12 protein-coding genes are annotated in these 12,672 nt (G+C 69.9%); 7 read left to right on the top strand and 5 right to left on the bottom strand.

The window, feature by feature from the left end:
* Positions 1-79 precede the first annotated feature (79 nt).
* Positions 80-1,069: a helix-turn-helix domain-containing protein gene (locus OG452_RS10885; RefSeq protein WP_327295415.1), complete on the top strand. Its 990-nt coding sequence runs from the start codon at positions 80-82 to the stop codon at positions 1,067-1,069.
* Between the two features lie 44 nt (positions 1,070-1,113).
* Here OG452_RS10885 and OG452_RS10880 read toward each other — a convergent pair whose 3' ends face one another.
* The gene (locus OG452_RS10880; protein ID WP_327295414.1) at positions 1,114-2,229 is read right to left on the bottom strand and encodes a magnesium and cobalt transport protein CorA; all 1,116 of its coding nucleotides are present in this window, start codon (positions 2,227-2,229) and stop codon (positions 1,114-1,116) included.
* A 434-nt stretch (positions 2,230-2,663) separates the two neighbouring features.
* Between OG452_RS10880 and OG452_RS10875 the strand changes: the two genes are divergently transcribed.
* On the top strand, positions 2,664-3,257 hold the full coding sequence (locus OG452_RS10875; RefSeq protein WP_327295413.1) for a suppressor of fused domain protein: 594 nt from the start codon (positions 2,664-2,666) through the stop codon (positions 3,255-3,257).
* Between the two features lie 78 nt (positions 3,258-3,335).
* Here OG452_RS10875 and OG452_RS10870 read toward each other — a convergent pair whose 3' ends face one another.
* Positions 3,336-4,568, bottom strand: a complete 1,233-nt coding sequence (locus OG452_RS10870; RefSeq protein ID WP_327295412.1) for an MFS transporter — start codon at positions 4,566-4,568, stop codon at positions 3,336-3,338.
* A 180-nt stretch (positions 4,569-4,748) separates the two neighbouring features.
* Here OG452_RS10870 and OG452_RS10865 point away from each other — a divergent pair, with 180 nt between their 5' ends.
* The 3 genes from OG452_RS10865 (at position 4,749) to OG452_RS10855 (ending at position 7,233) form a co-directional block, all read left to right on the top strand.
* Positions 4,749-5,384, top strand: coding sequence for a DUF6758 family protein (locus OG452_RS10865; RefSeq protein ID WP_327295411.1), 636 nt, complete (start codon positions 4,749-4,751; stop codon positions 5,382-5,384).
* Between the two features lie 171 nt (positions 5,385-5,555).
* Positions 5,556-6,437: a PHP domain-containing protein gene (locus OG452_RS10860; RefSeq protein WP_327295410.1), complete on the top strand. Its 882-nt coding sequence runs from the start codon at positions 5,556-5,558 to the stop codon at positions 6,435-6,437.
* A 190-nt stretch (positions 6,438-6,627) separates the two neighbouring features.
* Entirely contained in the window at positions 6,628-7,233 is a 606-nt protein-coding gene (locus OG452_RS10855) for a MarC family protein (RefSeq protein WP_327295409.1), read from the top strand.
* Positions 7,234-7,355: 122 nt separating this feature from the next.
* Here the strand turns inward: OG452_RS10855 and OG452_RS10850 are convergent, their stop codons facing one another.
* Positions 7,356-7,493: a hypothetical protein gene (locus OG452_RS10850; RefSeq protein ID WP_327299889.1), complete on the bottom strand. Its 138-nt coding sequence runs from the start codon at positions 7,491-7,493 to the stop codon at positions 7,356-7,358.
* Positions 7,494-7,768: 275 nt separating this feature from the next.
* Between OG452_RS10850 and OG452_RS10845 the strand changes: the two genes are divergently transcribed.
* Entirely contained in the window at positions 7,769-8,656 is an 888-nt protein-coding gene (locus tag OG452_RS10845; RefSeq protein ID WP_327295408.1) for an NYN domain-containing protein, read from the top strand.
* A gap of 72 nt (positions 8,657-8,728) precedes the next feature.
* On the opposite strand, the gene OG452_RS10840 is transcribed toward OG452_RS10845, so the two are convergent.
* Positions 8,729-9,586 (bottom strand): alpha/beta fold hydrolase, encoded by an 858-nt coding sequence (locus OG452_RS10840; RefSeq protein ID WP_327295407.1) that lies wholly within the window; start codon positions 9,584-9,586, stop codon positions 8,729-8,731.
* A 113-nt stretch (positions 9,587-9,699) separates the two neighbouring features.
* Entirely contained in the window at positions 9,700-11,364 is a 1,665-nt protein-coding gene (locus OG452_RS10835; protein ID WP_327295406.1) for a DEAD/DEAH box helicase, read from the bottom strand.
* 557 nt (positions 11,365-11,921) lie between these two features.
* Between OG452_RS10835 and OG452_RS10830 the strand changes: the two genes are divergently transcribed.
* Positions 11,922-12,647 (top strand): ferritin-like fold-containing protein, encoded by a 726-nt coding sequence (locus tag OG452_RS10830; protein WP_327295405.1) that lies wholly within the window; start codon positions 11,922-11,924, stop codon positions 12,645-12,647.
* Positions 12,648-12,672 lie beyond the last annotated feature (25 nt).

The raw sequence follows: 12,672 nt of genomic DNA, 5'->3' as shown, positions 1-12,672 counted from the left end.
TTCGAAGTCGGCTTGAAGCGCTGCCGGTGACCAGGATCAGGCTTACGGTGACCCTCCTTCCAGTGGCATGATTGCCGATATGCGCACGGATTTTGCCGCACACCAGGTGGCCGTCGCCGTCACTCCGGGCGCACCCATCTTCGAACTCGCCGTGCCGTGCGAGGTCTTCGGCATCGACCGGCCGGACCTCGCCGATCCCTGGTACGAGCTGCGCCTGTGCGGGATCGATCCGGACACCCCTGTTGCCTGCGGATTCGTTGCTCAGGGAACCGGTGACATGGCCGATCTGGCGCAGGCCGACACTGTGGTGATCCCCAGCTGCGCGAATGTGCACGACTCGCCTCCCGCGCCACTGGTGGAAGCCGTGCGAGCCGCCCACGCTGCGGGAGCCCGTATCGCAGCGATCTGCTCCGGCGCATTCGTCCTGGCCGCGGCAGGGCTGCTGGAGGGCCGGCGCGCCACGACCCATTGGATGCACGCGGAGGAACTCGCCCGGCGTCACCCCGGGATCCATGTCGACCCGAAGGTGCTGTACGTGGAGGACGGTGGCGTGTTCACCTCGGCCGGCACCGCCGCGGGCATCGACCTGTGCCTGGAGCTCGTACGCATCGATCACGGGGCAACGGTCGTGAACACCCTGGCCCGGCGGCTTGTTACGCCGCCGCACCGTGAGGGCGGTCAGGCTCAGTACGTCGAATTGCCCGCCGTGGCACGCGACGACACTCGTCTGGCGCCCCTGCTGGAGTGGGCACGCGCACGGCTCGACCTGCCCCTCACCCTCGACGACCTCGCACAGCGGGCCAACCTCAGCCGCCGCACGCTGGCCCGCCGCTTCGAGGAGACCGTCGAGATGCCGCCGCTCCGCTGGCTCCAACAGGAGCGCATCCGGTATGCCCAGCACCTGCTCGAGACCACCGCACTGTCGGTCGACCGGGTGGCGGCCGGCAGCGGTCTCGGCAGCGCGGCGAACCTGCGGCGCCACTTCATCAGGCAGGTCGGACTCCCCCCTCAGGGCTACCGCCGCGCCTTCCAGGGCCGGGCCGGCACCGCGGCTGTGAGGGCCGGCTAGCCCGGCACGGCCCAGCGGGCCCGGGGCGGCCCGGTGCGGGCCCTTCAGAGCCAGCCGTTCCGCTTCAGGGTGCGGTGGATGCCCACACACAGGGCCAGGATCCCCACCATCACCATGGGGTAGCCGTACCGCCAGTGGAGTTCGGGCATGTGCTCGAAGTTCATGCCGTAGACGCCCGTGATCATCGTCGGCACGGCGATGATGGCGGCCCACGCGGTGATCTTGCGCATGTCCTCGTTCTGCGCGACCGTCGCCTGAGCCAGGTTCGCCTGGAGGATCGAGTTGAGCAGGTCGTCGAAGCCGACGACCTGCTCCTGGACCCGCGCCAGGTGGTCGGCGACATCGCGGAAGTACTTCTGGATGTCCGGGTCGACGAGCCGCATCGGCCGCTCGCTGAGCTGCTGCATCGGTCGCAGCAGCGGCGAGACCGCCCGCTTGAACTCCAGCACCTCACGCTTCAGCTGGTAGATGCGCCCCGCGTCGGTGCCACGTGAAGTCCCCTTCGCGGGCTCGGAGAAGACATCGATCTCGACCTCGTCGATGTCGTCCTGCACAGCGGACGCGACCGCCAGATAACCGTCGACCACCTGGTCGGCGATGGCGTGCAGCACGGCCGATGGGCCCTTGGCGAGCAGTTCGGTGTCCTCCTGGAGCCGGTGGCGCAGCGCGCGCAGCGAGCCCTGGCCGCCGTGCCGGACGGTGATGACGAAGTCCCGGCCGGTGAAACACATCACCTCGCCGGTCTCGACCACCTCGCTGGTGGAGGTGAGTTCGGTGTGCTCGACGTAGTGGATGGTCTTGAAGACGGTGAAGAGGGTGTCGTCGTACCGCTCCAGCTTCGGCCGCTGGTGTGCGTGCACCGCGTCCTCCACGGCGAGCGGGTGCAGCCCGAACTCGGCCGCGATACCGGAGAACTCCTCCTCGGTCGGTTCATGGAGACCGATCCAGGTGAAACCGCCCGACTCGTGGGCGTGCTTCAGGGCCTCACGCGGCGTCAGGCACTTCTTGCCCGCTTCACGTACGCCGTCCCGGTAGACCGCGCAGTCCACCACCGCGCTGCTGGCCGATGGGTCTCGGGTCGGGTCGTAATTGCTGTGCGTGGAGCTGCCCTTGCGCAGGGAGGGACGGACCGCTGCGCGCAGGTCACGGATCATCGACATGGCGGGACTCCTTCACGGAGAGGCCGTCGGCGGGCGTGGCACTGCCCGGAATGGGGGCGTATCGAGGTGTTGGTCTCATACGTCCGCAAAGCGGGCGGAACCGCGGCGTCGCGGTGACGGCGTTCGCTACAGACACGGATCAGACAGAAGCGAGGTGCTCTTCCGGCGTGCGAAATGCCATGAGACTCAGAAGGTTTCCCGGTGTTGCGGCCGGGTATGCAGGGTCTCAGGTCACAGAGAACACAAACAATGCGCGGAAGAGCGGCTTGTGCTGCACGGTCGACTCGGATCTCGATCCATCGCAGTCCCACCTCCTCCGGCCGGTCCCCCGTGGGGGACGATGATGCTGCCCTGACCAGCGGCCAAGACTATCAGTCGGCTGAAGCGTCAAGCCCCCACTTTGCCTGTTCGATACGCGCTCTATGCTCTGGCTCATGGCAGATGTTCTCGCTCTGGTCGAAGCCCGGCTGCGCTCAGCGCTGGGCGAGCCGGACGCCCGCGCGGCCGTGACGTTCCTCGGTACGGACCGGATCGAGGTGCTGCGCTTCATGGATGCCCGTGATCCGGCCGTCGTCCGCTACGCCACGCTCGGGATGTCCGCGCACCCCATGTCCGACCCCACCGCCACCCTCGCCGACCCGGTTCAGGGGCCGCGCGCCGAGCTGGTCCTCTCGGTGCGTGCCGGACTCGCCGACACCGACAAGGTGCTCCGCCCGCTCGCGGTGCTGGCCGCTTCGCCGCAGGTCGAGGGCGTCATCGTGGCGCCGGGCGCTTCGCTCGACGTCGGTGAACCGCTGTGGAGCGACGCGCCGTTCAGCTCGGTGCTGGTCGCCGAGCCCGGCGGGCTGGTCGAGGACCTGGAGCTGGACGCGCCGCTGGACCCGGTCCGCTTTCTGCCGCTGCTGCCGATGACGGACAACGAGGCGGCGTGGAAGCGGGTGCACGGCGCCGCGGAACTCCAGGAGCGCTGGCTGGCACGCGGAACGGACCTGCGCGATCCGCTGCGCAGGTCCGTTCCGCTGGACTGATCGGCCGGCTGGGCCCGGTTCTGTTCTGCTGGACTGTCAGTCGGGTTCCGTTCCGGCCTGACTGTTCGTCCGGCCGGTTCAGTTCACGAAGGCGGACACACCGTCCTCGGTCGCGTGGACCGGTTCCAGCTCCTCGGCCTCGTGGGTCAGCGCCGTCCGCCGTACCCATACGACCAGCGCGCCCAGCACCGCGGCGGCCGCGGCCACCACGAAGGGGATGTGGATGTCGGTCCAGCCCTCGATGTGCGGGGCGAGGAAGGGTGCGGCGGCCGCCGCGAACCAGCGGACGAAGTTGTAGCCCGCACTCGCCACCGGGCGCGGCGCGTCCGAGACGCCGAGCGCCAGTTCCGTGTAGACGGTGTTGTTGAGGCCGATGAAGGCACCGGAGAGGATCGTGCAGACGATGGCCGTCGTGTGACTGCCGTAGCCGAGGACCACCAGGTCGGCGGCGAGCAGTACCAGTGAGGCACCCAGCACCTTGAGGGTGCCGAAGCGCTTCTGGAGCCGGGGCGCCACGAGTACGGAGAACACCGCGAGCAGCAGGCCCCAGCCGAAGAAGACCGCGCCCGACTTGTACGGCGTCATGTTCAGCACGAACGGAGTGAAGGCCAGCACCGTGAAGAACGCGTAGTTGTAGAAGAAGGCCGATCCGGCGACGGAGGCGAGTCCGCCGTGGCCGAGCGCCCTGATGGGATCGAGCAGCGAGGTCTTCCTGGCCGGCTTGGGCTGTTCCCTCAGCAGGAACGAGATGCAGACGAAGCCGATGGCCATCAGCGCCGCGGTGCCGAAGAAGGGGTAGCGCCAGCTGGCGTTTCCGAGCAGCGCGCCGACCAGCGGCCCGCAGGCCATCCCGAGGCCGAGCGCTGATTCGTACAGCAGGATCGCGGCGGCGCTGCCGCCCGCCGCCGCGCCGACGATGACGGCGAGCGCGGTGGAGACGAAGAGCGCGTTGCCAAGCCCCCAGCCGGCCCGGAAGCCGACCAGTTCCCCGACCGAGCCCGAGGTGCCCGAGAGGGCGGCGAAGACCACGACCAGGGCGAGCCCGGCCAGCAGGGTCTTCTTACCGCCGATCCGGCTGGAGACCCAGCCGGTGACCAGCATCGCGACGGCGGTGATCAGGAAGTAGGAGGTGAAGAGCAGCGAGACCTGGCTCGGTGTGGCCTGCAGCCCCTTGGCGATGGACGGCAGGATCGGGTCGACCAGTCCGATCCCCATGAAGGCCACGACCGAAGCTCCCGCCGTGGCCCAGACGGCCATCGGCTGGCGCAGGATGCTTCCGGCCCCTTCGTCGAACGGATCCTCTCCTGGCATGGGACGCCCTCACTCTCGGTTGGAACCTGGCGCCTGATCGCCGCGCCAGAACGTTGTGTTATACACATAATAAGTTAGTGAGGCTAATGAATGCAACATGCATCTAGTTTCCGCACGTGTGCGCGGCGGACGGGTGATCGTCCTTGACGTGCTGACCGCCGGGGAGGACCGTTGGGAGGTATGAGGGGCGAACCCAGTTGCCCGAAGTGTGGCGGCCGGGTCAGGGCACCCGGCCTCTTCGCCGACGCGTGGCAGTGCGACGTGGACGGCGTCATCTATCCGCTGCAGCCGGTTCTCCCGCCCAGCGTCGACGCGCTGGAGGTGGTGGCCAGCCGCGCGCGGGTGCCTGTGTGGATGCCGTGGCCGCTGCCCATCGGCTGGCTTTTCACGGGCGTGGTAAGCGCGGGCGACGACCGCAGCGGGGGCCGCGCCACCGCCGTGGCCTGCTCGGGCCCGGGCCCGCTCGAAGGCCCGGGGGAGCTGCTGCTGGTGGCCGAGGAGCTGGGCGTCGGGCTTGGCGCGCGGTACGCGGGCATCGAGGGCCCCGACCCCGGCCAGTACATCGACGTCAATAAACCCCCGCAGGCCAAGGTGCTCGCCGCGGGCCGCCCCACCCCGCTCTGGCGCATCGAGTCCCCCACCGATCGTGCGGTCTTCGCGGGGGAGGCGCGCGGGCTCTGGCTGTGGGCGATCCTCTGGCCCGAGCAGTCGGGGCTGCTGATGTACGACGAACTGGTCCTCACGGACCTGCGCGAAGTCGGCACGGAAGTGGAACTGCTGCCGTGCGGGGCGCTCTCCCCGCGCATCCTGGGCTGACGGCGGGCTGACGGGCCTGCGCGAGCCGGTGCAGCCGGTAGGCCCGTGGGGTGGAGCTGAGTGATGCGGGCCCTCCGTGACCCGGCCCGGACAGCTTCGTACGCCGGTTACCCTTGAACGTCCCCTGTTGGACGGACCGTCCTACGTCCCCGAGCTCCGGAGTCCCGTGTCGTGCGCATCGATCTGCACACCCACTCCACGGCCTCGGACGGTACGGACACCCCCGCGGAGCTGATGCGCAACGCGGCCGCCGCCGGACTCGATGTCGTCGCCCTCACCGACCACGACTCGACCCGCGGCCACGCGGAGGCCCGCGCGGCGCTGCCCGCAGAGCTGACCCTCGTCGCGGGCGCCGAGCTCTCCTGCCGGCTCGCCGGTACCGCCGAGGCCGACGGCATCGGTCTGCACATGCTCGCGTACCTCTTCGACCCCGACGAGCCGGAGTTCCTGCGCGAGCGCGAACTCGTACGGGACGACCGCGTCCCGCGTGCGCGCACCATGGTCCGCAAGCTCCAGGAGCTGGGCGTCCCGATCACCTGGGAGCAGGTGGCGCGCATCGCCGGAGACGCCTCGCTGGGCCGTCCGCACATCGCCACCGCCCTGGTGGAGCTGGGGGTCGTCGAGACCGTGTCCGACGCCTTCACCGGCGAGTGGCTGGCCGACGGCGGACGCGCGTACGCCGAGAAGCACGAACTCGACCCCTTCACCGCGGTCCGGCTGGTCAAGCAGGCCGGCGGCGTCACCGTCTTCGCCCACCCGCAGGCCGTCAAGCGGGGCAGGGTGGTGCCCGAGTCCGTGATCGCGGATCTGGCCGCCTGCGGCCTCGACGGCATCGAGGTCGACCACATGGACCACGACGAGCCCACCCGGGCCAGGCTGCGGGGGCTCGCCGCCGACCTGGGGCTGCTGATCACGGGCTCCAGCGACTATCACGGCAGCCGGAAATTCGTGGAACTCGGGGCGTGTACGACGCATCCCGATGTCTACGGCGAGATCACCCGGCGCGCGACCGGGGCCTTCCCGGTGCCGGGCGCCGGCGGACACTCCGCCTAGCAACGCCCCGCCCCGCCCGGACCGTACGCGGGTCCGGTGCCCGATGGCTCCCGCCCTCTCCCGTTCTGTCACCTTCCGGTGTGCCGCTCTCCGGCGGCACTCCGCGGTGCCACCTCCGTACCGGCCCGCATCCGCGCGTTCCGGTACCACCGTCCCCGCTCACTCTCTCCACGCAAGCAAGGCCCTCACTGTGTTCGACGTCGCCGTTTTCGGATCCCTCTTTGTCACGCTTTTCGTGATCATGGACCCCCCTGGCATCACCCCGATCTTCCTCGCCCTCACCGCGGGCCGACCCGCCAAGGTCCAGCGCCGGATGGCCGGGCAGGCGGTGGCGGTGGCCCTCGGGGTGATCACCGTCTTCGGTCTGCTGGGCCAGCAGATCCTGGACTACCTGCATGTCTCCGTACCGGCGCTGATGATCGCCGGCGGGCTGCTCCTGCTGCTCATCGCGCTCGACCTGCTCACCGGCAAGACCGACGAGCCGACGCAGACGAAGGACGTCAATGTGGCTCTCGTGCCGCTGGGGATGCCGCTGCTGGCGGGGCCCGGTGCGATCGTCTCGGTGATCCTCGCTGTGCAGCACGCGTCCACCGTGGCGCAGCAGGTGTCCGTGTGGGCCGCGATCGTCGCCATGCACGTGGTGCTCTGGGTGACCATGCGGTACTCACTGCTGATCATCCGGGTCATCAAGGACGGCGGTGTGGTGCTGGTGACCCGGCTCGCCGGAATGATGCTGTCCGCGATCGCGGTGCAGCAGATCATCAACGGCATCACGCAGGTCATCAAGGCCGGATGAGCGCGCCCATCGCCTGACCTGCATCGCCTGACCCGCATGGCCCGGTCCCGACGCCCGGTGGGGGACGCACAGCGCCCCCGTGCATCTGCACGGGGGCGCTTCGTCTGAAAAATCTTCCGCTGTTACGAGGCCGACGATTCGGCCGGGCGGATGTAGATGCGCTGGCCGATTGCGGCGGCCTGCTGCACGATCCGGTTGACGGAGGCGGCGTCTACGACGGTGCTGTCCATGGCGGAGCCATCGACGTCATCGAGTCGCATGATTTCGAAGCGCAAGGCTTCTCCCTTCGTCTGATCCTCCTGCTAGGAGAACTACTGGTGCGGGTTCCCACAGTCTCGTCCCGCGCTGAGTCCGGACGGTTGCCCGTCCGTTAAGAGGTGATTGCGTGATTAGCGTGCAACACGTTCCGTAGGTGACAACGGGTTGCCCCCGGCAAACATTCCCTACGCTAAATAAAATTTTCGTCAGCCTAACGACCGATGGGTCGGGCCGCAGGTTGTGCTCACTCCGTGACGCCACAGAGAATGAACCCCGTATGAACGATCCAGATATCAGCGCCCAGCTGGAGCGCACCAACGCGCTCCTCCAGCGCGTGCTCTCCGAGGTGTCCAAGACACCCTCCACGCACGCGATCTTCGTCGACGCCGGATATGTGTACGCAGCCGCCGGCCTGCTGGTCACCGGGAATGAGGACCGCAGATCGTTCGACCTGGACGCGGAGGGCCTGATCGAGGCGTTCATCGACAGGGCGCGGACCATCTTCGCGGACAGCAGGCTGCTCCGGGTGTACTGGTACGACGGCGCCCGGCGCCGTATCCACACCCCCGAGCAGCAGTCCATCGCCGAACTCCCGGACGTCAAGGTCCGCCTCGGCAATCTGAACGCCAACAACCAGCAGAAAGGCGTCGATTCCCTGATCCGCACGGATCTGGAATCGCTCGCCAGGCACCGCGCGATCAGCGATGCCGCGCTGGTCGGCGGCGACGAGGACCTGGTCTCCGCCGTCGAGGCCGCCCAGGGGTACGGGGCGCGGGTCCACCTCTGGGGCATCGAGGCGGGGGAGGGCCGCAACCAGGCCGAGCCGCTGCTCTGGGAGGTCGACAGCCAGCGGACCTTCGACCTGGACTTCTGGAAGCCGTACGTGGGGCGCCGCCCGGTCACGGTGTACGAGGAGGGGACGCCGCCGCCGTCCCGCGAGGACGTCCGCTTCATCGGTGCGCAGATCGCGGCGACCTGGCTCTCCGAACGCGGCCGCCAGACGCTGGCCGAGCTGCTGCCGGGGCGCCCCTATCTGCCGGGTCCGGTGGACCAGGATCTGCTGGTCGACGCGGAACGGCTGCTCCAGCGGTCGCTGCGCGGCCACGGCGACCTGCGGCGGGCGCTGCGGGACGGCTTCTGGAACCACCTTCAGTCGCAGTACTGACCGGCTGCGGTACCGGCCAGTCGCAGTACTGACCGGCTGGGGTACCGGCCAGTCGCAGTACTGATGAGCTGATCAGCCGCAGTGCCGGTCCCAGAACGCGGTCAGCGCCTCGGCCGTCCGCTCGGGCCGGTCGGTGTTGGGGGAGTGCTCGGCGCCCGCGATGACGCTCCGTACCGCCCCGAGCCGTACGGCCATCTCGTCCAGCAGCGGCACCGGCCAGGTGTCGTCGCTCTCGCCCGACACGACATGCCGGGCGAGCGGGAGGGCGGCGAGCTCGTCCACCCGGTCCGGTTCGGTCGACAACTGCCGCCCGGTCGCCATGAGCTGGGCCGGATTGTGCATCAACCAGCGCCGCCGCAGGGCCGGTTCACCGTCCGTGTCGGCGTCCTGCGGCGGACCCATCGCGCGCATCGCCTCCCACACCTGCTCCATCCCCAGCCTGGCGAGCGCGTCGGTCAGCAGCTTGATCTTCTGCTGCTGGGCGGCGGTGACCTCTGCGGGGCCGGACGAGATCAGCGTCAGGGACGCGAACGGCGCCGGGTCGAGCAGCACCGCCGCACGGGCGATCTGCCCGCCGAGCGAGTGCCCGACCAGATGTACGGGGGTGCCGACCGCCGCTGCCTGTGCGAGTAAGTCCCGGGCCAACTCACCCTGTGTGTAAGCCGCTTGGTCGTCCGGGCCCGGGGTCTCGTACTGCCCCCGCCCGTCGACGGCGACCACGCGGTAGCCCGCGGTGGCGAGCGGCTGGAGCATCGCGGTGAAGTCCTCCTTGCTCCCGGTGAACCCGGGGAGCAGAAGGACGGTGGGCCGGGGCTCCGGGGCAGCGGACCCCGCGGCGGGAGTCACCAGCGATGCGAAGGTGCCGCGAGATGTCCGCAGGGGGCCGGCGTGAGTGCCGGCGGGCGGCGCGAAGGTGAGAGGCCTGCTCATGACATGAGGCTAGCGTCTCCGGCAGTGCCGTTCCCGGAGAGGCGGAACTCCGGGGCCGGACACACCAGTGGCCCGGACCCCGCTCACAGGGTCCGGGCCACCAGCGATCGGTCTCAGCTCTCGGGCTGTGCCGCCTTCGGCGCCCTCGTGCGGCGGCGCCTCGGCTTCGCCTCAGCCGTCTCCGGCTCGGCCGCTGCGGCTGCCGGAGCCTCGGCCTCGGCGGCCTTCGTACCGGTCGCCTTGGCCGTCCGGGTCCGGGTCCGCTTCGGCTTGACCGCGGCAGGTGCCTCAGCCTCGGCCACCGGTGCTGCCGGAGCCACCACAGCTGCCTCGGCGACGGCGGTCTGGGTGTCAGCGCCGCTCGACCGAGTCCGGCGGCGGCGGCGCGGCGCGCGTACCTCGTCGGCGTTGTCGGCCTGGTCCGCCGGTGCGGACCGCTCGGTCACGGCCTCCGCCGCGGGGGCGGCGGCGCCGGACTCCGTGAGCGGTGCGCCGTTGCGGGTGCGCCTGCGCTGGCGGGGAGTACGCGGGGCGCGCTCCTCCTTCACGGCGGGAGCGGGCACGGACGCCTTGCGGCCGCGGCCGCCGGTCTCGCCCAGGTCCTCGACCGCTTCCGCGCCGAGCCCGGCGCGCGTACGGTCAGCGCGCGGCAGGACACCCTTCGTACCGGTGGGGATACCCAGCAGCTCGTAGAGGTGCGCCGAGGTGGAGTAGGTCTCCTCCGGCTCGTCGAACGGCAGGTCAAGCGCCTTGTTGATCAGCTTCCAGCGGGGGATGTCGTCCCAGTCGACCAGGGTGATCGCCGTACCCGACTTGCCCGCTCGGCCGGTGCGGCCGATGCGGTGCAGATACGTCTTCTCGTCCTCGGGGGACTGGTAGTTGATGACGTGCGTCACATCGTCGACGTCGATACCGCGGGCCGCGACGTCGGTGCAGACGAGAACGTCGACCTTGCCGTTGCGGAAGGCGCGCAGCGCCTGCTCGCGGGCGCCCTGGCCGAGGTCACCGTGGACCGCGCCAGAGGCGAAACCGCGGGTGGCGAGCTGCTCGGCGATGTCGGCGGCCGTCCGCTTCGTGCGGCAGAAGATCATCGCCAGACCGCGGCCGTCCGCCTGGAGGATGCGCGAGACGAGCTCGGGCTTGTCCATGGAGTGCGCGCGGAAGATGTGCTGGGTGATGTTCGCGACCGTCTGGCCCTCGCCGTCCGGCGAGGTGGCGCGGATGTGCGTCGGCTGCGACATGTAGCGGCGGGCCAGGCTGATGACCGCGCCGGGCATGGTCGCCGAGAACAGCATCGTCTGACGGCGCGCCGGCAGCATGCTCATGATGCGCTCGACGTCGGGGAGGAAGCCCAGGTCCAGCATCTCGTCGGCCTCGTCCAGGACGAGCGCGCGGATGTGACCGAGGTTGAGCTTCTTCTGACCCGCCAGGTCGAGCAGCCGGCCCGGGGTGCCGACGATGATGTCGACGCCCTTCTTCAGCGCTTCGACCTGCGGCTCGTAGGCCCGGCCGCCGTAGATGGCGAGCACCCGGACGTTACGGGCCTTGCCGGCGGTCTGCAGGTCGTTGGTGACCTGCTGGCACAGCTCGCGGGTGGGGACGACGACGAGCGCCTGGGGGGCGTCGGTCAGCAGCTCGGGCTTGGCCCGGCCCGCCTCGACGTCCGCGGGGACGGTGACGCGCTCCAGGAGCGGCAGTCCGAAGCCGAGCGTCTTGCCGGTGCCGGTCTTGGCCTGGCCGATGACGTCGGAGCCGGCGAGCGCGACGGGGAGCGTCATCTCCTGGATGGGGAAGGGGGACGTGATGCCGACGGCCTCAAGGGCTTCGGCGGTCTCGGTGAGAATACCGAGGTCTCGGAACGTAGTCAGGGTGCTGCCTCTTCTGTGAGACGCGGACCGAGGCGAACAAGGGGGTCGTACCGTGCCGACTGGCGCGGGACCACTGCCTTCGCTCAAGCGCTCGTGCCGCTGAGGGGGCCCCTCACATCGAATTGGTGAGGGCGGTCAGATGGAGCCGATCGGGCCACCGACCGGGCATCCTCATTCGGATGACCCACCGAACATGCTGAACATTCGACAGGCGCATTACCACTGTACCCCCAAATCCCGCAGGTGCGTTGGGTGAATTCATCAGGAGACCAAAGCCACACTGGTCCACCGCGCCCACACCGACCTCTCCCGGCACCGTGTTCCCCCCGGTCACAGGGGCCCCGCCCGGTCTCCGCCCGATTCTCACCAGGGGCGCGCCCGCACCTTCCGTACATCCCGGCCCGCATCCCGCCGGGGGCCGCGCTCGGCAATTCATCCCTGGCGGACGGAGCGCTATTGTGCGGTCCATGCAGACGCCTGACACCGCCAAGGAACAGACCGGTATCGCCGCGCAGAACTGGGAGACGGCGTCGGCCGACCCGAGGTACCACGCAGCGGTCGTTGACCTGCTCGGCGCGCTCGCGTACGGAGAGCTGGCGGCCTTCGAGCGCCTCGCCGAGGACGCCAAGCTCGCGCCGACGCTGGGCGACAAGGCGGCCCTGGCGAAAATGGCGTCCGCCGAGTTCTCCCACTTCGAGCGGCTGGCCGAGCGGCTGTCCGCGATCGATGTGGAGCCCACGGCGTCCATGGAGCCTTTCGCCCAGGCCCTGGACGACTTCCACCGCCAGACCGCGCCGTCGGACTGGCTGGAGGGCCTGGTCAAGGCGTACGTCGGCGACTCGATCGCGAGTGACTTCTACCGCGAGGTGGCGGCCCGGCTGGACACCGACACCCGCGAGCTGGTGCTCGGTGTGCTCGACGACACGGGGCACGGCAACTTCGCCGTCGAGAAGGTACGGGCGGCGATCGAGGCGGAGCCCCGGGTCGGCGGCCGCCTGGCGCTGTGGGCGCGACGTCTGATGGGCGAGGCTCTGAGCCAGGCCCAGCGGGTGGTGGCGGACCGGGACGCGCTCTCCACGATGCTGGTGGGCGGTGTCTCCGACGGCTTCGACCTGGCGGAGGTCGGCAGGATGTTCACCAGGATCACCGAGGCCCACACCAAGCGGATGGCCGCACTGGGCCTGGCCGCCTGACCGGATCCCCCGGCCCGCGCAACTC

It is taken from the genome of Streptomyces sp. NBC_01197 (genome assembly GCF_036010505.1).
Lineage (GTDB): Bacteria > Actinomycetota > Actinomycetes > Streptomycetales > Streptomycetaceae > Streptomyces.
The sequence above is the reverse complement of the archived record's forward strand: the minus strand, read 5'-3'. Positions and strand labels throughout refer to the sequence as shown.